The following is a 22,485-nucleotide window of genomic DNA, read 5'->3' as shown; positions in this document are numbered from 1 at the left end:
ACTGGCCGAAAGTTTACGTAAGGTAAACTTTAGGTTTCGCCGCGAAACCTATCGTTCCAGAAGCGACTGGATTTCCGCAATCAGGCTCTCCATCAGGTCGTTGTCGATCGCCGCGCCTTCAAACCGCAGAACATGAGCCTTTCCGTCGCGCGCATGGCGGATCGTGATGCCGCTGGTCGTCCGCAGGGTCTGGTCGTCGATCCATCCAAAGCTGGCCTGCGGCTTGGTCCGCGGCCGGCCGCCGCGCGCCGGGCTGCGCGGCGCACCCTCGGCCTGGGTCACGACAGGCTCCAGCAGCGCCCATTCCTCCTCGGCATCGTCGGGCGTTCGTGGTGACAGCGCCTGCCGCAGCCTGGCCTCGGCCCCGCTGCGAAGGGCCGCCGACAGCCGGAGGCCGCGCTTTTCGGTCAGCGCTTCGGGAAAGCGAAGCATGTCGCCCAGTTCCTCGAAGATCAGGGCAAAGGACCGGACCTTGGATCGCTTGGCCTTGGACCCGGTGGCGAACAGCCGGTTGACCGCATCCTCGACATTGGCGAAGGCGCCCTGGTTGGCGGCGATGACCGCGATGCGGCCACGCTCGAAATGGCTCAGTTCCTCGCGAACCTCGTTCTCCTCGACCATGGCGACAAAGGCGGCATCTGCCTGGGTGCGCGGGCGGACCAAGGCACGGATCCGGGCATGGGCGGCGGAGCCGGTCAGTTCATGCAGCGCCCGCATCGCATGAAGCCTGCGATATCCCGACAAAAGGCCATAGCGCGCGCCCTGCCCCGGCTTCTCCAACTCAAAGACCTCGATCGGAAGGCGCAGGCCATTGGCGGCGATGGACAGACGCAGTTCGGTCATCTCGGCTTCATCCATGACCATGCGGTCACGGATCATCGCGCCTTCGTCGATCTGTTCCAGCGGCAGTTCGACGATCAGCAATCCCTGCCCTTCGGCCTGCCGCAGCCGTTCGGCGTCGGCCTGGTCCCGTGCCCTTGCCGCCCGCGCGTCGGCCCCTTCAGGCGCGCCGCTGGCCGCACTTTCTGCAGCCACCTGGGCAATCGGCGCAATGCCCGGCCCGACCGACGGACGGCCCGAGGTTTCGCGGCGAAACTCCGCCTCGATCCGGCTGAGGTCGTCGGTGCTGGGTGTCTCAAGGCGCCTGCGCTTAACCATCTGCCTTCTCCTGCTGCTTGTCCTGTTCGGCCTGTTCCATCTGAAGATCACGCCACCACGCGCCCAGGATCAGTTCCTTCACCTCGGCCCAGGTGCGGTCGAATGTCTCGCGCCCGCGGACATAGGTGTCGCGGTTGAACTCGCGGTAATCGGCTTCGTAGATCCCGTTCACCTGCTCGCCTGCCTGGCCGATCATCGCCGTGACCTCTTGCCGGAAGGTTGTCATGAAGTCCCCGAAATAGGCCTGGATGACATTGGCAAGGTCGGTTTGCTGGGCTGCGTCAAATCGGGTGATGATGGCCCGGACGGCATCCCATTCGAAGCGGATCTCGGGCAGGCCCTCGCGGCGGCGGGCGGCGTTCTCTCCATCCTCGACGCTGGCGAAGGTGGAATAGAGCATGTCGAAAAAGCGGCCGGTGGAATCGAACTCGAGGAAGGACGCTCCCAGCGGCACAAGCAGGATGTCGGCCGCGGCCAGGGCGTTGATGGTCAGGTAGCCCAGGGCAGGGGGCGTATCCAGGATGATGATGTCATAGTCATTGACGATCCCGTCCTTGGTCAGCGCGTTGCCAAGCGCATCCCAAAGAGGCCAGCCCCGCAAGCCCATCCGCCAGACCGGCACCTGGAACTCGGCCCAGTAGAGGTTCAACTGCGCGCCCAGAAGGTCGATGTTGGGCCAATGCGTCGTCTGGATCAGGTCGCGGGCCGAGATGGTAAGCGCCTCGGTCAGTGTCTCGTCGAAGGGCAGGGGGGGCTGGCCCGCCGCGTCGCGGACCCGGTTCTCGTCCTGCAGCGCCAGGGCATAATCCTTGGCCAGCAGCGGGAAGGCCGTGGACCATTCGTCGGCCACGCGGCCGCCCATGATCGACGTCATGCTGCCCTGGCTGTCCAGGTCGATCACCAGCACCTTGTAGCCATCAAGCGCGGCAGACATGGCCAGATGGGCGGCGGTCGAGGTCTTGCCGACGCCGCCCTTGAAGTTCGCGACCGCAATGGTCTTGGCCGGAAGACCCTCGGGCCGCCAGGGGCGGTATTCACGACCCGCCGCGCCCTCGGCTGCGAAATGATCGCGCAGGCGCAGGACATCGTCGAGGCTGAACCATTTCGAATTGCCCTCGCCCGTGCCCTGGGGCAGGTCGGGGAACTTGCGCAACACGCGGCGGAAGTGGGCCGGGGCAACCGGGATCAGGTAGCGGCAGACCTCCCAGGTGGAAAAGCGTCGCAGGCGTTTCTGACCGTCGGGGGCATAGCCACGTTCAGCCAAGTCCTGGCGGCCACGGGTGGCAAAGGCCGCGGCCTTGGCGAATCGGGCCGTGTCGATTGGTTCGGACAGGCGCCGCGCCGCCTTGGCCGGATCGATGTTGAAGTAGGGGGGCAAGGGATCTTTGCCAGAGGACATGTCAAGTTTCCAACGATGTGCTGCTTCCGCAGTCTTTTTCGAAAACTGTAGCACATGCAAAGGAAAAACATCTCGCATCGGCTCAGGTTTCGTGGCGAAACCCCCAGGAACACACGATGAATCAGCGTCTTGGCTTTAAGATCCTATGAATCCTTTAAAGTCTTTGTATTCATCTTCATTATTATTATCAACATTTTACGTCCCATACGGCACCCGTTCTCGGGATCGAAGGAACCCGATTCCGGGATGAGAGGTGCCCGATTCCGGGGCCAAGCGCGCCGATTCGCAGGAAATGCCAAAATAGAGCGGTTTCCGCCCTTCCTGAACCTCGGATCAGCCCCCCCGAGGTTGAGAAGATCCCGTAAACGGGTGCCTCCGAACCCCGCGTCCTATCGAAAGGAACCCGTTTACGGGATCGCCGGACCGGGGCGGTTGGACGCCCACAGGTGCCTGCAGGCGCGTTGCATTCGGGCACCTTTCCGGCCATCATGGAGGCAGGTGAACGCAGATCGGGACCGACAGGCCATGCAGGACATTCCCCGCGACCAGTTGACCGGCGCGTTGCGCCGAGGGGCGGTCAAGAAGCATGTTGCGGCGATCCATGTGTCGGGCAAGCTGACGCTTCTTCAACGCAAGCTGTCCAATGTCCTGCTGCTCAACGCCTATGACACGCTGATCAGCAGCACGCGCCACCAGATCGACGCGCGGACGCTGTGCCTGATGATCGGCTATAACTCGAACGACCTCGATACGCTGAAGCAGTCGCTGCGCGGCCTGGCCGAGACGGTGGCCGAATGGGACATGCTGGACGAGAAGGGGCAGCAGGAATGGGGGGTGTCCAGCCTTCTGTCCTTTGCGCGGCTGAAGGGGGGCGTCTGCGAATACGCCTATTCGCCCGCCCTGGCGGAAAAGCTGCACGACCCCAAGGTCTTCGCGCTGATCAACCTGAACATCCAGCGTCGCTTCACCAGCGGCCATGCGCTTGCGCTGTATGAAAACTGCTATCGCTTCGTCAGGACCGGATCGACCGGCTGGTGGCCGATCGAGCTGTTCCGGCGGCTGATGGGCGTTGACGGGTCGGCCTATTACGAGACCTTCAAGCACCTGAACGCCAAGATCATCAAGCCCGCCGTGGCCGAGGTGAACCGGACCAGCAACATCGTCCTGACACCCGAGACGAAGAAGACCGGCCGTGCGGTGACGGACATCCGCTTCCTGATTGCCGAAAACCCGCAACTGGCGATCCTGGACATCGACGACGGCGAGGGCGCGCGCCACGGTCCGGTTTATGCCCGGCTGCGCGCGCTTGGGGTCAGCGACCGGCTGGCCCGGCAATGGTTGTCATCGCATGGAGAAGAGCAGGTGCTTGCGAAGCTGGCCTATGTCGAAAGCCGCGACGGGGTGCGCAGCAAGATCGGCTACCTGACGGCCGCGCTTGACGGAAAGGAGATCGCCGCATCGGCGGGGCAGGGGGCTGCGCCAGTCCCGCAACCTTCGCCGCGGGCGGAACGGCTGCGCCGCATCCTGGAAGCGGTGAAGGCGCGCACGCCCACGCAGCGCGACGCGGACAAGCGCCTGTTCATGAGCCAGCTTGCCGATGCGCGGCTGCGGGACGATTTTCAGCGGCATGGATGGATGTCGCCGCTGAACGCGGCGCGCATCGTCGAGTTCTGGCAGGACATGTCGCCCGAACTGATGGCCGGCACCGAGGCCGACTGAAGCCGGGTCGGGGCCGCGCGGGGAAGGCCACGCGGCCCCGGCAGATCACTCGGCCGGAAGAACGGCCAGATCCCGCAGATCGGCCGCGTCCGTGTCCGCAACCTTGGCAGCAGCGCCAGTCGCAAGATCGACCGAGTGGACCGCGCCATCGACGACCAGCCAGGCACCGTTGCCGCCCTGGCCGTCCGCCACGATGTCGAAGGCCGCCTGCGACGGCGTGGCGCCCAGTTCGCCCACCGGGTTCAGCACCCCGTCATTCGGCGGATCCTGCAGCACCAGCCAGCCCGCCGCGCCATCGATATTGTAAAGCTGCGTGGCCTCGGCGCCTGCCATCGAATTGGTATAGGCTCCGGCGATCACATTGGGGGTGGCATCGCCTTCGGCATAGGAATGGCTGCCGTCGGTCACGACCTCGCCCGTCTCGACCGTCACGCGCAGGCTGGTGCCGTCGCTGCCCATCACCCGCAGCTTGTCGGCGACCGGGTTGAAGTCGACCGTCGCCGTCGCATCCGCGGGCAGCATGGTGGCAAGCGTGCTGACCGATTCCGCAGCGCCAGTCATCGGGTCGATGACGGCCAGGGTTCCGTCCTCGAACAGGCCGTAAAGCCTGCCATCGGCCGGGCGCACGTCGATGCCCAATAGACGGCCTTCGACGCCGGTGACCGTGGCGCCGCCGGTGCGCTGCCAGGTTTCGGTATCGATCCAGTGCAGATCGGCATCGCCGCTGACGCCTACGGCGGTGGCCGCAAGGGCAGGCGCCGCGCCGGTCAAGGCAAGCGCGGCAAGAAGGGCGGGTTTAAAGTGACGCATGAAGAAATCCTTTTGGGACGGAAAGAGGGGGGCAGGCGGGAATGTCCCGCCTGCCGGAACGGGCCGATCAGCTTTTCGGCAGCAGCACCGCGTCGATCACGTGGATGACGCCGTTCGACTGATCCACGTCGGCGATGGTCACGGTGGCGACCGTGCCATTCTCGTCCGTCAGGGTGATGGTGCCGTCGTTGGCCTGCGCCGTCAGCTGGCAGCCGCCCAAAGTTTCGATGACATGGCTGCCGCCGTCGTCGGCGATCATCTGGGCAAGGGCTTCGGACATGACCTCGGCGCCGACCGCGTGGCAGGTCAGGATGGTGGTCAGCTGTTCCTTGTTTTCAGGCTGCAGCAGCGTGTCCACCGTGCCGGCGGGCAGGGCCTCGAAGGCAGCGTTCACGGGGGCGAAGACGGTGAACGGGCCTTCGCCGCTGAGGGTTTCCGCAAGGCCCGCGGCCTGGACGGCGGCAACCAGCGTGGTGTGATCGGCCGAATTCGCCGCATTCTCGACGATGTTGCGGTCGGCCATCATCTCGGCGCCGCCGACCATCGGGTTTTCTTGCGCAAAAGCAGCAGCGCCGGTGGCGATGGCCAGGCCTGCGATCCATGCCGTCGTGGTGGTCTTCATTGCAAAATCCTCCTTGGTATTGCCCCCCTTTTCAGCGGGGGATGACCAAGTCACGAGGGCGCAGGCGCGGAAGTTTCACCCGATGGCATCTTTTTTCGACATTTCACCGACGATCGATGCGGCTTCAGATGCCGCGCAGGTCGCCCGCCGCCACGACGTCGCCGGTTGGCAGGCCGGTGGCCGATCCGCCCTGCGGTTCAAGGGTGATGGCCAGTTGCGCGCCGGCCTCGACCAGGGCGCGGGTGCGGGCGTCGACGGCCAGATGGGCGGCGGGCTGCCCCGCGGGGATCACCCCCAGCGAGACCGGGGCCTGCTGCGGATCCTGGATCACCCACAGCTCGAAATCCTGGCCCGCAGCCGGGTTTCCGGACAGGTGGGACAGCCCCACCTCGCCATCGTCGGTGTCATAGACGGCCATGTAATGGACGTTGCTTCCTTCATGCGCCAGAAGCGCGACCAGCCGGACTTCCGGCGTGGGGGGCGACAGGGCCGGCAGGGCCAGGGCCAGAAGAAAGGCCGCCGTCGCCGCCGCCGTCAGGCCACGCCACAGGCCCAGGCTGCGCCAGATGCCGGGACGGGCCTGCGCCGTTCCGAACAGATGGGTGTCAAGCGACTGCTTCACCGAAGGCGCCGGGTCGGTCGGTGCAAAACCGTCAGCCAGGGGCAGAAGACGGTCCTGCCAGTCCGACACCAGGCGGGCGAAGGCCGGGTCGGTCTCGGCCCGCCGGGCAAGCGCGGCCTGATCCTCGGGCGGCAGGACGCCCAGGGCGAATTCCGCCGCCAGGATGTCGTCGCCGCCGTCGGGCTGGTCTTCCCCGGGGCGCTGCTGGTCCACGCCGCTCATGGCTCAAGACACTCCTTCAGGCGCATGAGGCTGCGCCGCAGCCAGGTGCGCATGGTATTCAGGGGCACGCCGTGGCGTTCGGCCAGGTCGGCATAGCTGTGCCCATCCAGATAGGCGCCCTTTACCGCGGCGGCGCGTTCGCCGTCCAGTTGCGACAGGCAGCCGTCCAGCCGGGTGCGTTCAGCGGCGGCCAGCACATGGCCTTCGGGCGTGGGCGAGGGGTCGCGGATCTCAAGCGCCGCGTCGTCAAGCGCGCCCGTGACGCCGGCGGATGCGCCGCGCCGGGACCGCAGCCGGTCGATGGCATGGTTGCGGGCGATGGCGATCAGCCAGGACATCGGGCTTTGGCCCGTGACGGAAAAGCGTCCGGCCTTGAGCCAGATCTTGACGAAGACCTCCTGCACGGCCTCCTCGGCCTCGGCGCGGTCGCGCAGGATCCGCAGGCAGGTGCCGAACAGCTTGGGCGCGGTGGCATGATAAAGGCTGTCAAAGGCGCGCCTGTCGCGCAGCGACACGCGCAGGATCAGGCCCGAAATCTTGTCCCCGTGGTGGTCTTCGGGCATTCCCACATCCTGCCTGCGACTTGCCGCAAGAATGCATGTCCCGGGGCGCAGCGCAAGAACCTGATCACCCCGCCACGTCACCCGCGCCGCCCGGTTTCCTTCTGGGTGATCAGGCGGGCGGGGTTCTGGCGGGACAGAAAGCTCCACAGCCAGTTGATCCCGACGGCCAGGCGGGACCGCACGCCGATCAGGAAATAGATATGCGCGATGCCCCAGATCCACCAGGCAAGTCCGCCGGTGAGGCGGAAGCGGCCATAATCGATCACGGCCGCATTGCGCCCGATCGTGGCCAGGTTGCCGCGATGGACATAGCGGAACGGCGCGGGCAGGGGCTTGCCTGCCAGCCTGGCCCGAATGACCGATGCCGCATACTGCCCCTGCTGCTTGGCGGCGGGCGCAAGGCCCGGCACGGGCTTGCCGTCGGTCTCGACATGGGCGGTGTCGCCCAGGACGAAGACCTGCGGATCGTCGGGCAGCGTCAGATGCGCGTTCACCATCACCCGCCCGGCCCGGTCGGCCTCGGCCCCCAGCCAGTTCGCGGCGGGCGAGGCTTGCACGCCCGCGGCCCAGATCACGGTCCGGCAGGGTACCGGCTGGTCGCCGATCACCACCTGATCGCGCGACACCTGCGTGACGGGCCGCCCGGTCAGCACCTGCACGCCGCGCCGTTCAAGCGCCGCGGCCGCGTAATCCGACAGCTTGGGCGCAAAGACCGACAAAAGGCGCGGCCCGGCCTCGATCAGCATGATCCGGGCGGTGCGGGTGTCGATGGCGCGGAATTCGCGGGGCAGGACGCGATGGGCAAGGTCGGCCACGATGCCCGCCAGTTCGACCCCGGTCGGGCCGCCGCCGATGATCGCGAAGGTCAGGTTCGCGTCGCGTTCAGCCGGATCGGACGCAATCTCGGCCCGCTCGAAGGCCAGAAGCAGGCGGCGGCGGATCGTCGTCGCATCCTCGAGCGTCTTGAGACCGGGGGCATCGGCTTCCCATTCGTCATGGCCGAAATAGGCGTGGCGCGCGCCGGTGGCCAGGACCAGCGTGTCATAGGAAACGGTGGTGCCGTTTTCCAGCGTCACCCTCTGGGTCACGCGGTCGACGCCGGTGACGCGGGCCAGCAGCGTGGTCACGTCGGGGCGGTTGCGCAGCACCCTGCGGATCGGCCAGGCGATTTCCGAGGTAGAGAGCAACGTGGTGGCCACCTGATACAGCAGCGGCTGGAACAGGTGGTGGTTCCGCTGGTCGATCAGCGTGACGCGGCATCCCGCGCCGGCCAGACCCTTGACCAGTTGCAGTCCGGCAAAACCTGCCCCGACAACGACGACGTGGTGGGTCAAGGAAACCTCATGTGCAATCTAGGGATGCGGCCAGGGACAGGCCCCGGTCTGGTGGAATCCGCGTCAGGGAAAGCAACCGGGCTTCGCGCCATTTGTTCCTGAGGATCCGGGCTGCCGATGGCGGGTTTTCAGTGATCGCGGCGCTTGCGGGCCTCGGCCAGGGCCTTGCTCAGGCGGTCGGCCAGTTCCTTGAGGCGCGGCGGGATGGGCTGCTGTTCGACATCGCCCAATAGCTCTGCCATCCTCGGATCGCGGTTGGGGTCGCAGAAGGGGCTATCGTCGTCGGTTTCCATGAAGACCATCATAGGGTTCTATTACCGCCAAGCCAATGAAGTTCGGCAGGGATTCGACGCGGACGAAAAACATCGCGCTTTCTTGCATATTCCCGGGAACAAACCCATCCTGACCTGGTTCAGACGCCGCAGCAGCGGCAGGGACAGGCATGTCGGGAAGAGGTATCTTTGGGACAGGCCGACCATCTGCCGCCGGGATGACGGGCCTTTCGCATCGGTCGAACGGCCCGGCATTCCGCCACACCGCAACCGCGGACCCCAAGGAGAGATCGCATGATTGACCAGGTCGGTTCCCTCGAACTTCCCAAACCACCACTACCCTCAAGGCCGACCCTGGCGGCACGCCCGGCTGCAGGCGCATCCGACGACATTCTTGACCATGTTCCGGCCCTGCGGGCCTTTGCGCGGGGATTGTGCCGGGGCACCCAGGATCCGGACGATCTGGTGCAGGAAACACTTTTGCGCGCCATCGAATATGCCGACAGCTACCGGCCCGGGACGAACCTGCGGGCCTGGCTGTTCACCATCATGCGCAGCCGGTTCTACAACAACTGCCGCAAGTCCAGCCGGGAACCGACCGGGCAGGCGGATTGCGTTTCCGCCATGCCGAAAAGCCAGCCGACCCAGGAATGGCATCTTCGGCGCAAGGAATTGCTGCATGCCGTGGACCAGTTGCCGCAGCATTACCGCGAGGCGCTGATGCTGATCACCGTGCTGGGGGAAAGCTACATCAACGCCGCCCAGATCCTGGAATGCGACATCGGCACGATCAAAAGCCGGGTCAGCCGCGCCAGGCGCATCCTGCGCGAAACCCTGCAGCCAGAGTTCTGACAATGCCCTGTCCGGACAGATCTGCGACTTTCATCGCAGACTGCGAAGCCCGGCGCGCCAGCCGACCAAATTGCATTATAAACAGGGGTTCAACGATGCCCGCCCCATGCCATGAAGCGGAGCCGACGATGGAAACAGATTTGAAGGACTGGGGTCGCAAGCTCCAGCAGGAATCCGTGCCGGAACGGCTGCAGGTTCTTGCGGCGCAGTTGCGCGACGTCCTGCTGCAGCGCAAGGCCGGCACCGAAGGCCGAAGGGACAGCTGACGGCCTCAGGTCACTGCAGGTGGATCCGGCCGCGTTCCTTGTATTCCCTGTCCAGCAGATGACATAGCCAGCCGCGGACATTGGGGGGGACCGAACCCTCTCCCTGTTCCTGGATGGCCCGGATCAGCGCGGCTTCGACCAACCGTTCGGCCGAGGCCTTGTCGGGCATCAGGCCGCGCGCGATGTGGATCATCTCGATCACGGCCGATTCCACCGTGTCTTCCTGAAGGTCCGCCCTCAGGCCGTATTCGCGGTGGAGGTTGCTGAGAAGGGGGGCAGCCGGACTGGGCTTGTAGAAGACACTGCGCGCCGAGAACCGCGACGGGATGTGGCGTCGATCGTATCCGGTCAGGAAGACGAAGGGCACGCCCCCGTGGATCAGGGAATCCGCGACCTGGAACGAGGTTTCGTCCTGGACGCGGACATCCAGGATCGCAGCTTGGGCCAGGCCGACGCAATGGATGGCGTCATGGACATCGGCAAACGGGCCCACGACATGATCGCCATTCGCCCGTATTTCCGTTGTCAGCCGTTGCGCTGTGAGAAAGTCATCCTCGACGACCAATATTCTGAGCGAGGTGTCTGTCATTTCTGGCACCAATTGCAAATTATTTCAGCCATACGAACGGGTTGAAAGATCGACCATTTGAACTGCACGCCGAATGATTAACCGATTAATCCACAGGTGCCAGAGCTATCTGCCTTTGCTGGAGATTTGTCTAAGCATGTTTCCGCCGAAGCCTTGTTTCGGCAAAAAACAATTTCGTCCAGCTTGGAAGGACATTTTCTGGAGGGCGAGACTGATCCGGCTTCGGCTCTTCTGCGCATTTGGGCGATCCATTAGATCGTTACCCACAGGAACATTTCAAAGACTTTCCGGTTCCCCGGCTTGATCTTCATTAACGGAGGCTGCCATGGACGCTGATCAGGAAGACCGGATACGGCAACGCGCACATCAATTGTGGGAGGAGCAGGGCCGCCCCGAAGGAATGCATGACCAGCATTGGGAACAGGCCCGGTCCGAGATGGGGGGCGGGGGCAGCGATGACACGCCGCCGTCGCCGCGCCTGCAGGAAGATCCGCCCGAGGGCGACCGCGACACGATCGAATCGGAACTGGCCCGCCGCCAGTATGACGACCTGGAAAACAATAAGGACCAGGGCTGACCCATAGGGGCGGCCCTTTCGGGTGCCGCCCCTAGACGCCGCAAAGATAGACTTCGCGTTCCGGGTGTTCGAGGATCCGGAATCCCGCGCTGCGCAGCATCGCCTCGATCCCCGCGCGGTTCGGGACGAACCAGTTGGTCGGATCGCCCGCATAGCTGTGTTCCAGGAAATAGAACAGCGGCACGTCAGGCCCCTGGAAGGGCGACCAGTCGTCGAAGTCGTAGTCGGCCTGCTGGGCCGCGACCCGGTCCGATCCGCGCTGCATCGACTGGAACAGCATCCGGTCGCCCGCCACATGGTCGTGGATCAGGTCAAGCGCCAGCAGCGGGTGGCGCAGATGGTACAGCACGCCCATGAAGATCACGAAGTCGAACCGCTCGGCCAGGTCGGCCACGTCATAGACCGACATCTGGTGGAACTGCACGCGCGCGCCCGCCACCTCGGCCGCCAATCGGGCCTGGGCCAGATAGCGCGGGTCGCTGTCGATGGCCACCACGCGGTCGGCGCCCCGCCGCGCGGCCTCGAGCGCATAGAAGCCCGCGTTGCAGCCGATATCCAGGACCGTCATACCCGTCATGTCGGCGGGCACGACATGCTGGAAGCCCTGCCACTTGAAGCTGGGATAGTCGCCCAGGAAATGATCGGGCGCGGTCTGGACGCCGTTCAGGCGCAGGTTGTGGAACCAGGGCCCAAGCGCATCGATCCGCGCGCGAAGATCGCTGTCGCCGTTCATCGTTCAGCGTCCCAGGGCCGCGCCCATCAGCACGGTCTTCTTCGCTACCGGGGGCTGCACGACGCTTGCGAAGAAGGCCACCGTCTGCGGCAGGCCCTGCGCAAGCGTGACGCGCGGCTGCCAGCCCAGCAGTTCCCGCGCCCGCGCGATGTCGGGGCGGCGGCGCTTGGGGTCGTCCTGGGGCAGGGGGCGATGGACGATGCGCGACCGGGTCGGGATCATGTCGCGCACAAGGGTCGCCAGCTCGATGATCCGGAACTCCTCGGGGTTGCCCAGGTTGACGGGGGTCGCGGGCGCGGCCTTGGCCTCCATCAGCGCAATCATGCCCGCGACCAGATCCGAGACATAGCAGAAGCTGCGCGTCTGGCTGCCGTCGCCGTAAACCGTCATCGGCGCGCCGGTCAGCGCCTGCACGATCATGTTCGACACGATCCGCCCGTCATCGGCGCGCATCCGGGGGCCGTAGGTGTTGAAGATCCGTGCGACCCGCACGTCCGCCCGCCCCGCGCGCACGAAGTCATAGCACAGCGCCTCGGCCGCGCGCTTGCCTTCGTCATAGCAGGCGCGGGGGCCGGTGCAGTTCACATGGCCCACGTAATCCTCGGGCTGGGGGTGGATGTCAGGGTCGCCGTAGACCTCGCTGGTCGAGGCCTGCAGGAAGCGGGCGCCCTGCGTTTCCGCCAGGGTCAGCAGGTGCAGCGTGCCCGCCACGTTGGTCATCATCGTATGGACCGGATCGGCCTGGTAGTGCGGCGGCGAGGCGGGGCTGGCCAGGTTATAGACCCGGTCCAGCCGTTCACCCACCCGCACCGGCTGCGACACGTCGTGGCGGATCAGGCGGAAGCCGTCATAGGCGCAGAGCGGCAGGATGTTGTCTTCCCGCCCGGTCAGGAAGCTGTCGAGGCAGATCACGCGATGCCCCTGCTTCAACAGCGTTTCGCAAAGGTGAGAGCCGACAAAGCCCGCGCCGCCTGCCACAAGGATCGTCATCCGGTTCGGTGTCGTCATGTCATCCTCCACTTGCGTTCAGGGTTCGACAGGGGCAGCCTCGATCGCCCCGATCATCTCGCGCGCGCGGGCGCGGCCGGTATGGCCTGCCAGCACCACCTGCCGGGCAGCCTGTCCTAGGCGGCGCGACTGCGCGGCGTCCGCCCCCTGCAGGGCGCGAACCACGTCGCCCGTGTCCCGCGCGATGGCGATGGCCGTTCCGTCCGCGAACAACTCGTCCAGACCCGGCCAGTCATCGCTGATGACCGGCACGCCGCAGGACCCGGCCTCGAACAGGCGGACGCTGGGGGACCAGCCCATGCGGCGCATCGCCGCCCGCGTCACGTTCAGGGTGAAGCGCTGCGCGTTGTAGAAGGCGGGATGGTCGGCGGGGGGCAGATGCTCGATCCGGTCCACGTTGGCGGGCCAATCGATGTCGTCCGGGTATTGCGGCCCGGCCACGACGAAGCGCATGTTGGGCAACAGCCGCGCGGGTTCCAGCAGCAGCGCATCCAGCGTCGGCTGGCGGTCGGGGGAATAGGTGCCCAGATATCCGAAGTCCCAGCGTTTCGGCAGGTCAAGCGCGGGATAAAGCGCATCGTCCACCGAACAATACAGCGCCTCGGCCCGGCGCGCGCCGCGGACATCGCGCAGATGCGTCAGCACCTCGCCGCCCGAGAAGCTGAAATAGATGTCGAACAGCGGAATCTGCCGGGGCGCCAGATACTCGCAGGTGCCGTCGTCCAAGGCCTGCATCGTTACCGGCGTATCGATGTCATAGAAGGTCAGTTGCCGCAGGCCCATGCCCGCCAGCCGGTCGATCAGCGCGATGCCGTCGGGGACATAGGATCCGACCATCACGCTGTCGGCCGCCCGCAGCCGGTCGCCATATTCCGCCAGCATCGCCCCCATGTCGTCATACAGCACAAGCTCGCAGAAATCGGGCGCGGGCAGGTCGCGGTGGGGCGCATACCAGGGGGTGTCGCGTTCCAGGAACAGCACGCGATGGCCTTCGGCGGACAGACCCTTGATCAGCGCCCGAAAGGTCGTCGCATGGCCGTTCCCCCAGGAGGAGGACAGCGACAGGCCCAGGATCACGATGTCCCTGCGGCGGCCGGGGCTTGCGATGTTCATTCCGCGGCCTCCATCCGCCCGGCATGGGCGCGGAACAGCGCGTCTGCCTGTTCGGCCCGATTGGCATAGGTGTGGTCGGCCAGCACGCGCGCCAGGGCGGCGCGGCCGATCCGCGCGGCGCGGTCGGGGCTGGTGCCGGCCAGCAGGTCGGCCACGTCCTGACCGTCGCGGGCGACCAGCACCTCCTCGCCGGGTTTGAGGAACAGTTCGATCCCCTCCCACTGGTCGGTGATGAGGCAGGCGCCCGCACCCGCTGCCTCGAAAACGCGGGTGGCGGGGGAAAAGCCGTTGGCCGCCATGCTGTCGCGGGCCACGTTCAGCACCATGCGCGGCGTGCAGTTCAGCGCGTTGTGATCGCCGGTGCCGACATGGCCCAGCTTGCGGATGTTGCCGGGCATCGGCACGTCGCCCCAGCCCGACCCGCCGATCAGGAAGGACTGGTCGGGCGCCAGCCCGGCGGGCTTCAGGAAGAACTCGGCCACGCGCGAGTCGCGGTCGGGCAGGCGGTTGCCCAGGAAGGCCAGGTCGCAGGCGAAGCGCGGGTCAGGATCGACCGGGAAGTGGGTTTCGGGGTCAAGCGCGTTATAGACCGGCACGCATTCCCGCGCGCCAAGGCCGCGATAGGCCGCGACCACCGGATCGCCGCCGCCATAGGTCAGCACCAGATCCAGGTCGGGCAGCATCCGCCGCAGCGGATGATCGGGCGCCGCGCGCATTTCGGCCAGCGTGGCAGGTGCGTCCACGTCCCAGAAGACGCGCAGCGCGCCGGGTCGAGCCGCCGCCATCACGCGGGTCAGCAGCAGGTCGTCCTGGAAGCCCACGCCGGATGCCTTGACGACGATGTCGAAATCCGCGGCTTGGGTTGCCACCTGCTCCAGGGCCTCGACGGTGCCGTCATAGACCACCACCTGGCACCATTCCGGCGGGTCGATGTCGCGATTGGCCTGGCGGTCGTAGACATCCGGTTCGAAGAAGGTGATGTCATAGCCCCGTGCGGCCAGTGCCTTGAGCATCCCGCGGTAATAGGTCGCCGCCCCGTTCCAATAGGCCGACAGAAGGCTGGATCCGTAAAAGGCGATCTTCATGCGCTTTTCCTTTCGCGGGCGGACAGGGTGTCGAGGATGGCCAGCAGTTCGCTGGCGCGATGGGCGCAAGTGTGGCGGGCGCGAATGGTTTCCAGCCCCCGCGCGGCCTGTTCGGCGCGGGCTGCGGGATCGTTCACCAGTTCGCGCAGATGGGCGCGCATCTGGTCGCCGTCTTGCGCCCAGCGGAAGTCGCCGTCGCGGAACAGCCCCTCGGTGTCCGACCAGGGGGCCGACACCAGGGGGATGCCGCAGGCCAAGGCCTCGAAGGGGCGGATGGTGGGGATGCCTGGCAGTTCGCGGACATATGGGCCGCGCGGGACATGGACGGTGACGCGGTGGCGGGCAAAGGCCTCGGGCGCGCGGGCGTTGGCGATCCAGCCGCCATAGGCGATGCTCGCCTCTGCCAACTGCCGCAGCGCGTGGTCGGGATAGCGGACGCCGCGCACGGTGGCGCGCAGATTCAGGTCGCGGGCGGGCCGGATCAGGAACTCGGCCAGTTCGGCGCTGCGTTCGTCGTCGCCCCAGTTGCCGATCCAGATCAGGTCGCCTTCTTCCTGCGCTTGAAGTGGATGGAACAGGGCGGTGTCGGCGGCCTCGTGCCAGGTGAAGACCTGCCGTCCCCAGCCCGCCTTCAGATAGCGTTCGCGCAGCGTTTCGCCGAAGGCCAGGATGCCGTCGTAACCCGACAGGTCCAGGCCCGCGATCTCTCCCTCGCGGCTGACGGCGCGGTGGTGGGTGTCGTGGAACAGCGCGGTGAAGCGGCCGCCCGCGCGGCGCAGATCGCCGATGCGCTTGACCAGGGCGGGGTCTGACCATTCGTGGACCACCACCACATCGGCCCCCTCCACAGCCGCCGCATGGTCGAAGTCCGCCCCGTAGATCTGCGATTGCAGCATGGGAAAAGTCGCGTGGAAATCCGCCACTGCCTGCGGGCCGCCGTCGGCCAGCAGGTTCTGGCGGCTCCAGCTGTCCTCGGGTTCCAGGGCGCGGGCGTGATGGCCCAGGGCCAGCAGTTCCCGCATCACGCCGCGCAAGAAATGGGCGTTGCCGTGGTTCCAGTCCGAGATCAGCGAGTGGGTGTAGAACAGGAAGCGCATGTCACCTCGTGGCGGTGCGGGGTTGCGGTTCGGTCAGGCGGGCGTAAAGCCCCAGCATCGCGTCGGATTGCGCGGCGGGCGAATAATGCCGCGATCGCAGCAGCGCGGCCCGGCCCAGGCGGCGGCGTTCGCCGGAGTCGCGGGCCAGGGCATTGACCGCATGGGCCAGGGCATCCGGATCCGCCGGGTCGAAAAAGGTCGCGGCGCTGTCCCACAATTCGCGAAAGGTCGGGATGTCGGCCAGAACCAGCGGGATCGCCGTTCCTGCCGCCTCGGCCACGGCCAGCCCGAATGGCTCGTAGAGCGAGGGCGAGACGAAGATGCCCGCGTCGCGCATCAGCGCCATGGCCCGGTCATGGGGCAGGTTCCCCGCCGTCGTGGCGTGCAGCGCGGTGAACCGCTGGCCGGTGGGCGCTTCCACCGGACCCAGCATGGTCACCGGCCAGTCCATCCGCCGGGCTGCGGCATCAAGAACGGCACCGTTCTTGCCATCGTCCCACCAGCGGCCGGACGCGGCGACCATCGGCCAGTCGGCAGTGCGGTGGGCGGCGGGGGCCACGGCATTGGGAACCACGGCCGCCGCGACGCCGTAAACGCGCCGCAGCAGATCGGCATGGGACCGCGAGGGCGCAACCACGGCATCGGCGCGGGCAAGCCCTGCGGCGTTCAGGCCGCGCTGCCAGCCCCAGCCGTCGGGCAGGTCGCTGTTCCTGACGGCGCGGAACCAGGTGGCGACGCAGGAATGGCTGACCGCCACCACCGGCAGGGGTGTGCGCAGTCCCGCGGCCTGCGTGGGCAGGTTCAGGTGGATCAGGTCCGCCCGGTGCCGGGCCGCGGCCTCGGCCACCGCCTGTGGCACGCAGGCCAGGGCGTGGGCATCGGCGACCATCCAGTCCAGCGGCAGGCCGGTCCAGTCCAGGACGCCCAGTGCCTCGGCCTCGGCCCGCTGGTCGGGGCTGGGCGTGGGGCCGAAGCCCAGGAACACCACCTCGACGCCGAGCGCCCGGGCCAGGTCCATCGCGTATCGCCAGACCCCGCCTGCCGCATCCAGGGTCATAAGGACGCGCAGGCTCATGCACGCACCCGCAGGGCTTCCCGTTCGGGGAAGCTGCGGTTGGCGCGCAACCAGGCGGCCAGATCCGCCAGCCCCTCGCGCCAGCCGGTGCGGGCCTGCCAGCCGGTCTCGGCCGTCAGGCGGGCGGTATCGGCCACGAAGTAATACTGGTCCCCCTGCCGCCAGTCGGAAAAGGACAGCGGCACGGGATGGTTCACCACGCGTTCGATCTCGTGCAGGACCAGCTTCAGGCTGACCGAGTTCCTGGCCCCGCCGCCCAGGTTGAAGGCCTGTCCCTTCAGCCGCCCGATCCGGTCCAGAACCATCCGGTAGGCCGCCACCGCGTCCGAGACATGCAGGATGTCGCGCACCTGCTTGCCGTTGCCATAAACGGAAATCGGTTCGCCCATCAGGGCGCGGATCAGGAAATGGGCGACCCAGCCCTGATCCTCGGTCCCGAACTGGCGCGGGCCATAGATGCAGGACATCCGCAACACGGCCGAGGGGATGTCGTAGCTTTTGGCATAGTCCAGCACATACTGGTCCGCCACGCCCTTGGAGCAGCCATAGGGCGTGCAGAAGTCCAGCGGGCGCGTCTCGTCGATGCCGTTTTCGCGGATGCGGGCATCGGCGGGAACATAGCGGTCGTCGCTTTCCAGCATCCGCAGGTCTTCAAGCGCGCCATAGACCTTGTTCGTCGAGGCAAACAGGATCGGCACCGGGCGGCCCGTGGCGCGGATCGCCTCGAGCACGTTGATGGTGCCGCGGGCGTTGACCTCGAAATCCTCCATCGGCGCGGTCAGGCTGGTGGTGACGGCGGTCTGCGCGGCCAGGTGGATCACCGCCTGGGCATCGCGCATGGCGTCGCGCATGGCCGTCTCGTCGCGCAGGTCGGCGGGCATCGGGTGGACGCGGTCGCCGTGCCGGTCGGTCAGCCAGCGGAGGTTCTGGTCCACGCCGGGGCGGGACAGGTTGTCCACCACCACCACGTCATGGCCGTCCGACAGGAAGCTGTCGGCCAGGTTCGAGCCGATGAAGCCGCTGCCGCCGGTGATGACGACCGGACGCACCGCCCGGCTGATCGAGGGGGCGGCCAGATGCGTCACCTCGCGCAGGCGGGCCACGCCGCCGTCCTTCAGCAGCCGCGCCAGCAGCTTGGGCTGCCCGTCCGCATCGACGGCGCCCATGTGGTAATGGCGCGGGTCGAACCACAGCCCTTCCTGCACGGCCACGTCGCGCGCCAGATCCTGCCAGCCATACCAGTAAAGACGATCCGCCGGCGCCTCGACCGCGTTGGCGAAGCGGCGGGCCTGTTCCATCTGGTCGCCGCGCCAGGTGGAATAGCCGGTTTCGGTGATCCAGATTTCCGGCGCGCCGTAGCGGGCCAGCACCGCGCGCATCTCGCCCAGGTGCATGTCCCAGCCCTGCCAGGCGCCTTCCTCGCTGTCCCATGTGCCCGGAAAGCCGTGAAAGCCCACCGCGTCGCATTGGGCCAGCACGCCCCGCTGGCCCATCAGGTCCAGCCACAGGGGATCGAAGGGGCAGGGGCCGCCCAGCACGGCCTTCCAGCCGCGCTGCTTCACCCAATAGGCCGCGCCGCCGACCATTTCCGAGAACAACTGGTAGTCGTGGTCCTCGCGCCAGTCCCAGTCCAACAGGTTGTTGGGTTCGTTCCACAATTCGATATGGCTGAAATGGCGGCCATAGCGGTTCAGGACATGGTCGATGAAATCGGCGTAGTCCTTGAGGACCACGGGCGCGCCGGTGCTGCGTCCGTTCCGGGACATGGACGGCGGCGTGTAATGGACGCAGGGCAGAAGGTCGATCTGCTTGCCCAGCTTGGGGATCAGCCAGTCGAACCAGGCCTCGCCGCCCGGCGACAGGTATTCCGCCCAGCTGAGATGCGTGCGCAGGTGGCCGGCGCCAGAGGCCAGAAGCTCGGGCAGCGCCTGTTCGACGCGGTCATGTTCGCCGGGGCGGAACCATTCGACGAAGCCATAACCCTTCATGAAACGAGCCTCCGCTCCTCCAGTTGCCGGCGCATCTCGGCGCCGCGATCCACGACGACTTCGCCGCGTACCCAGGTGACGAACTCGTCCAGCGAATCCTCAAGCTTTTCCTGCGGCTCGAAGCCCAGCAACTCGCGCGCCTTCGAAATGTCGGCGAAGCAGTTGCGGATGTCCCCGGCGCGATACTTGCCGGTGATCTCGGGGGTCAGGTCCGGCAGGCCCATGGCATCGGCCAGCAGCGTCGCCACCTGCGTCACGGTATAGGCGTTGCCCGAACCGATGTTGAACAGCTCGCCCGCGGCGGCCGGGGTCTCGTAGGCCAGGCGGAAAGCGCGGGCCACGTCGCGGACATGGACGAAGTCGCGGCGCTGCTGCCCATCCTCGAAGATCGTGGGCCGTTCGCCCGAGGCCAGACGCGAGGCGAAGTTGGCCAGAACCCCGGTATAGGGGTTGGACAGCGCCTGCCCCGCGCCAAAGACGTTGAACAGCCGCAGGGCCACCGCCTCGACCTCGTAGGCCTCGCCGAAGATCATCACTGCGCGTTCCTGCGCGTATTTCGTCAGCGCATAGATCGAGGCCAGGTCGGGGCGCTTGTGTTCGTTGGTCGGGTGCGGCGTCAGGGCCGCGCCGTCGGGGGCCAGCGGATCCCAGTTGCCGGCGCGCACCTCGGACGGCTTGCGGCGAACGGTTTCCAGAAGGCTGCCGTCAGGGCGGGCGTAATAGCCTTCGCCATAGACGCTCATGGAACTGGCGACGACCATGCGCTTGACCGGATGGGCCAGCATCGCTTCCAGCAGGACCGCCGTGCCCAGGTCGTTCGCGCCGGTATAGCGGGCGATCTCGTACATCGACTGGCCGACGCCAACCTCGGCCGCCAGGTGGATGACGCCATCGCAGCCTTCAAGCGCGCGGCGCAGGCGGTCGGGATCCTGGACGTCGCCACGCACCAGTTCGGCGCCGTCCGGGATCTGCGGCTGGCCGCCGCCGTGGACCTGGTCGATCAGCGCGTCGTAAAGGCGCACCTGATGGCCATGGGCCAGCATCTCCTCGGCCACATGGCGTCCAATGAAGCCGCAGCCCCCGGTTATCAGCACCTTCGTCATTGACCCGTCCCCTGTCGTTCAACACAATGTGAAACCGGGGGCCGCGGGTCGGGTTCCCAAGAAAATGCCCGATCCCTCCGAGGCTTAAGGCGGGCTGCTTCTTGTTCATCATCAATGATGACTTCTTCTTCAACCTTTTCAGTCACTTCGTTGAAGGGAAAAATATCGGGGGAACATGGGCCATTTTCTGCCGTTTCTGCAAGTCGGAAGCGCGGCGCCGCCCGCGCACAGCCCAGCGAGGTGAGGATGAACCAGCCAGCCAGACATTTCACGACGGATGCGGATCTGATGCGGGCGGTCCGCCTGACCGGCGCGGGTCAGATCGCCGTCGAGCAGCTTCCCCTGCCGGAACCCGGCCCGGGCCAGATCCGCATCCGGCTGGAAGGCTGCGGGGTCTGCGCCTCGAACCTGGAACCCTGGGCGGGGCCTGACTGGATGACCTTTCCGACCGAGCCGGGCGGGCTGGGCCACGAGGGCTGGGGCCGGATCGACGCGCTTGGCACGGATGTGGCCGATCTGCGCGAAGGGCAGCGGGTCGCCTTCCTGGGGCAGCGTGGATATGCCACGCACGAGGTCGTGGAGGCTGCAATGGTCGTGCCGCTGCCCGACAGCATCGCAGGCCCGTTCCCGGGCGAGCCTTTTGCCTGCGCGATGAACATCTTCCGCCGATCGGGCATCGGGCAGGGCGACCGGGTGGCGATCATCGGCATCGGTTTCCTGGGCGCCGTGCTGACCCGGCTTGCCGCCAATGTCGGGGCCGAGGTCATCGCGATCTCGCGCCGCCCATCGTCCCTGGCGCTTGCCCGGCAGATGGGCGCGGCCCGCACGGTCCCGATGGAGGATCACCATGCCATCATCGGGCAGGTGTCCGACCTGACGGACGGCCGCTTCTGCGACGTGGTGATCGAGGCCGTGGGCAAGCAATGGCCGCTGGATCTGGCCGGAGAGATCGTGGCCGAGGGCGGACGCCTGGTCGTCGCGGGCTATCACCAGGACGGGCCGCGGCAGGTCAACATGCAGAACTGGAACTGGCGCGGCATCAACGTGGTCAATGCCCATGAGCGCCGCCCCGAGGTTTACCTGCAAGGCCTGCGCGACGCCATTGCCGCGATCGAGGCGGGGCGGCTGGATCCCGCGCCGCTGCTGACCCATGTCTTCCCGCTGGAGGCCCTGGATCAGGCGCTTGACGCCACCCGCGACAAGCCCGAGGGACTGGTAAAGGCCTATGTCACATGCGCATGACCGCCGCCCCCGCCCCGCAGGTCAAGGCCGCGCCCCGCATCGCCTTTCTGGGCCTTGGCTGGATCGGGCGCCATCGGATGCGGGCGATCTGCGACGGGACCAAGGTCGAGGTCGTGGGCCTGGCCGATCCGTCCGACGACTGCCTGGCGGAAGCCGCGGCCCTTGCCCCGGAGGCCGCGACGGGCCGGACGCTTGACGACCTGCTGGCGACCCGGCCCGACGGGGTGGTGATCGCCACGCCATCGGCGCTGCACGCGGAACAGACGATCCGCGCCCTTGACGCCGGTTGCGCGGTCTTCTGCCAGAAGCCCCTGGGCCGGACCGAGGCCGAGGCCCGCGCCGCCGTCGAGGCCGCGCGCCGGGCCGACCGGCTGCTGGCAGTGGACCTGTCCTATCGCGGGACGCGCGCCCTGCAGGCGCTGCGCGACCAGGTGCAGGGCGGCGGCCTGGGACGTGTCTTCGCAATGGATCTGGTCTTTCACAACGCCTATGGCCCGGACAAGCCCTGGTTCTATGACAAGGCGCAGTCGGGGGGCGGGCCGCTGATGGATCTGGGCGTCCACCTGATCGACAGCGCGCTGTGGTGCCTGGATTTCCCCCGCATCGACCGGATCGCGGGCCGCATCTGTCGCGAGGGCAACCCAAACGTGCCGGAGGACCAGGTCGAGGATTACGCCTCGGCCAGCCTGACCACCGACAGCGGCATTGCCATCAACATCGCCTGTTCCTGGCGGCTGCACGCGGGGACCGAGGCGAAGATCGAGATGCATGTCCACGGCACCGGGGGCGGCGCGTCGCTGACCAATCCGGGCGGCGGCTTCTACGACTTCGCAGCCCATCGCCACGACGGCACGGCCACCCGCGAACTGGTCGGCCCGCCGGACGACTGGGGCGGCCGGATGGCGCAGGCCTGGGCGCGGCAACTTGCGGTGGATCCGCGCTTCGAGCCGCAGGCCGAACGGCTGGTCGATCTGGCGCGGGTGATCGACGGGATCTATGGCCAGGCGCGGGGCGGGCGAAGCTAGATACAGCGTTG

Annotated in this window: 23 protein-coding genes; 6 read left to right on the top strand and 17 right to left on the bottom strand. The window is 67.0% G+C overall.

Features of this window, described 5'->3' with window-relative positions; translation table 11 throughout:
- Positions 1-48 precede the first annotated feature (48 nt).
- The gene (locus IE224_RS14285; protein WP_191311303.1) at positions 49-1,158 is read right to left on the bottom strand and encodes a ParB/RepB/Spo0J family partition protein; all 1,110 of its coding nucleotides are present in this window, start codon (positions 1,156-1,158) and stop codon (positions 49-51) included.
- Positions 1,151-2,557 (bottom strand): AAA family ATPase, encoded by a 1,407-nt coding sequence (locus IE224_RS14280; RefSeq protein ID WP_191311300.1) that lies wholly within the window; start codon positions 2,555-2,557, stop codon positions 1,151-1,153. Before IE224_RS14280 ends, IE224_RS14285 begins: the two co-directional genes overlap by 8 nt.
- A gap of 525 nt (positions 2,558-3,082) precedes the next feature.
- Here IE224_RS14280 and IE224_RS14275 point away from each other — a divergent pair.
- A complete protein-coding gene (locus IE224_RS14275; RefSeq protein ID WP_167624254.1) occupies positions 3,083-4,276 on the top strand; it encodes a replication initiation protein in 1,194 nt (397 codons plus the stop codon).
- A gap of 45 nt (positions 4,277-4,321) precedes the next feature.
- On the opposite strand, the gene IE224_RS14270 is transcribed toward IE224_RS14275, so the two are convergent.
- The 6 genes from IE224_RS14270 to IE224_RS14245 all read right to left on the bottom strand — a co-directional run bounded on the left by IE224_RS14270 (position 4,322) and on the right by IE224_RS14245 (position 8,742).
- Entirely contained in the window at positions 4,322-5,086 is a 765-nt protein-coding gene (locus tag IE224_RS14270; protein WP_191311298.1) for a DUF4394 domain-containing protein, read from the bottom strand.
- Between the two features lie 67 nt (positions 5,087-5,153).
- Positions 5,154-5,708 carry a fasciclin domain-containing protein gene (locus IE224_RS14265; protein WP_167624253.1) on the bottom strand — a complete coding sequence of 185 codons (555 nt, stop codon included), beginning with the start codon at positions 5,706-5,708 and terminating at the stop codon, positions 5,154-5,156.
- 124 nt (positions 5,709-5,832) lie between these two features.
- Positions 5,833-6,552, bottom strand: coding sequence for an anti-sigma factor (locus tag IE224_RS14260; RefSeq protein WP_167624252.1), 720 nt, complete (start codon positions 6,550-6,552; stop codon positions 5,833-5,835).
- Complete coding sequence (locus IE224_RS14255; RefSeq protein WP_191311281.1) at positions 6,549-7,115, bottom strand: sigma-70 family RNA polymerase sigma factor; 567 nt, start codon at positions 7,113-7,115, stop codon at positions 6,549-6,551. The genes IE224_RS14260 and IE224_RS14255 overlap by 4 nt, the downstream gene beginning before the upstream one ends.
- 77 nt (positions 7,116-7,192) lie before the next feature.
- On the bottom strand, positions 7,193-8,449 hold the full coding sequence (locus tag IE224_RS14250) for an NAD(P)/FAD-dependent oxidoreductase (RefSeq protein WP_167624250.1): 1,257 nt from the start codon (positions 8,447-8,449) through the stop codon (positions 7,193-7,195).
- A gap of 128 nt (positions 8,450-8,577) precedes the next feature.
- Positions 8,578-8,742 (bottom strand): hypothetical protein, encoded by a 165-nt coding sequence (locus IE224_RS14245; RefSeq protein WP_191311279.1) that lies wholly within the window; start codon positions 8,740-8,742, stop codon positions 8,578-8,580.
- Between the two features lie 273 nt (positions 8,743-9,015).
- Here IE224_RS14245 and IE224_RS14240 point away from each other — a divergent pair, with 273 nt between their 5' ends.
- A complete protein-coding gene (locus IE224_RS14240; RefSeq protein WP_167624248.1) occupies positions 9,016-9,573 on the top strand; it encodes a sigma-70 family RNA polymerase sigma factor in 558 nt (185 codons plus the stop codon).
- A gap of 128 nt (positions 9,574-9,701) precedes the next feature.
- Complete coding sequence (locus tag IE224_RS14235; protein ID WP_191311277.1) at positions 9,702-9,839, top strand: hypothetical protein; 138 nt, start codon at positions 9,702-9,704, stop codon at positions 9,837-9,839.
- Between the two features lie 10 nt (positions 9,840-9,849).
- Here IE224_RS14235 and IE224_RS14230 read toward each other — a convergent pair whose 3' ends face one another.
- Positions 9,850-10,428, bottom strand: coding sequence for a response regulator (locus IE224_RS14230; RefSeq protein WP_167624246.1), 579 nt, complete (start codon positions 10,426-10,428; stop codon positions 9,850-9,852).
- 325 nt (positions 10,429-10,753) lie between these two features.
- On the opposite strand from IE224_RS14230, the gene IE224_RS14225 reads away from it, so the two are divergent.
- Positions 10,754-11,005 (top strand): DUF2934 domain-containing protein, encoded by a 252-nt coding sequence (locus IE224_RS14225; RefSeq protein WP_191311275.1) that lies wholly within the window; start codon positions 10,754-10,756, stop codon positions 11,003-11,005.
- A gap of 31 nt (positions 11,006-11,036) precedes the next feature.
- Here IE224_RS14225 and IE224_RS14220 read toward each other — a convergent pair whose 3' ends face one another.
- The 8 genes from IE224_RS14220 to IE224_RS14185 are packed head-to-tail and all read right to left on the bottom strand — an operon-like array spanning position 11,037 to position 20,207.
- Complete coding sequence (locus IE224_RS14220; RefSeq protein WP_191311273.1) at positions 11,037-11,738, bottom strand: TIGR04290 family methyltransferase; 702 nt, start codon at positions 11,736-11,738, stop codon at positions 11,037-11,039.
- Between the two features lie 3 nt (positions 11,739-11,741).
- Positions 11,742-12,746 carry a UDP-glucuronic acid decarboxylase family protein gene (locus IE224_RS14215; protein WP_191311271.1) on the bottom strand — a complete coding sequence of 335 codons (1,005 nt, stop codon included), beginning with the start codon at positions 12,744-12,746 and terminating at the stop codon, positions 11,742-11,744.
- 18 nt (positions 12,747-12,764) lie between these two features.
- Positions 12,765-13,859 carry a CgeB family protein gene (locus tag IE224_RS14210; protein ID WP_191311269.1) on the bottom strand — a complete coding sequence of 365 codons (1,095 nt, stop codon included), beginning with the start codon at positions 13,857-13,859 and terminating at the stop codon, positions 12,765-12,767.
- A complete protein-coding gene (locus IE224_RS14205) occupies positions 13,856-14,944 on the bottom strand; it encodes a CgeB family protein (protein ID WP_191311267.1) in 1,089 nt (362 codons plus the stop codon). Before IE224_RS14205 ends, IE224_RS14210 begins: the two co-directional genes overlap by 4 nt.
- Positions 14,941-16,041: a CgeB family protein gene (locus IE224_RS14200; protein ID WP_191311265.1), complete on the bottom strand. Its 1,101-nt coding sequence runs from the start codon at positions 16,039-16,041 to the stop codon at positions 14,941-14,943. The genes IE224_RS14205 and IE224_RS14200 overlap by 4 nt, the downstream gene beginning before the upstream one ends.
- 1 nt (position 16,042) lies before the next feature.
- A complete protein-coding gene (locus tag IE224_RS14195; RefSeq protein WP_202380138.1) occupies positions 16,043-17,116 on the bottom strand; it encodes a glycosyltransferase family 4 protein in 1,074 nt (357 codons plus the stop codon).
- Positions 17,113-19,104 carry an SDR family NAD(P)-dependent oxidoreductase gene (locus IE224_RS14190; protein WP_191311263.1) on the bottom strand — a complete coding sequence of 664 codons (1,992 nt, stop codon included), beginning with the start codon at positions 19,102-19,104 and terminating at the stop codon, positions 17,113-17,115. The genes IE224_RS14195 and IE224_RS14190 overlap by 4 nt, the downstream gene beginning before the upstream one ends.
- Positions 19,101-20,207: an NAD-dependent epimerase/dehydratase family protein gene (locus tag IE224_RS14185; protein WP_191311261.1), complete on the bottom strand. Its 1,107-nt coding sequence runs from the start codon at positions 20,205-20,207 to the stop codon at positions 19,101-19,103. The genes IE224_RS14190 and IE224_RS14185 overlap by 4 nt, the downstream gene beginning before the upstream one ends.
- Before the next feature lie 246 nt (positions 20,208-20,453).
- On the opposite strand from IE224_RS14185, the gene IE224_RS14180 reads away from it, so the two are divergent.
- A complete protein-coding gene (locus tag IE224_RS14180) occupies positions 20,454-21,449 on the top strand; it encodes an MDR/zinc-dependent alcohol dehydrogenase-like family protein (protein ID WP_229849394.1) in 996 nt (331 codons plus the stop codon).
- Entirely contained in the window at positions 21,440-22,474 is a 1,035-nt protein-coding gene (locus tag IE224_RS14175; RefSeq protein WP_191311259.1) for a Gfo/Idh/MocA family protein, read from the top strand. Before IE224_RS14180 ends, IE224_RS14175 begins: the two co-directional genes overlap by 10 nt.
- Positions 22,475-22,485 lie beyond the last annotated feature (11 nt).

Source organism: Paracoccus aerius (assembly GCF_014656455.1).
Lineage (GTDB): Bacteria > Pseudomonadota > Alphaproteobacteria > Rhodobacterales > Rhodobacteraceae > Paracoccus > Paracoccus aerius.
This window is presented reverse-complemented; position numbering and strand designations above follow the sequence as displayed.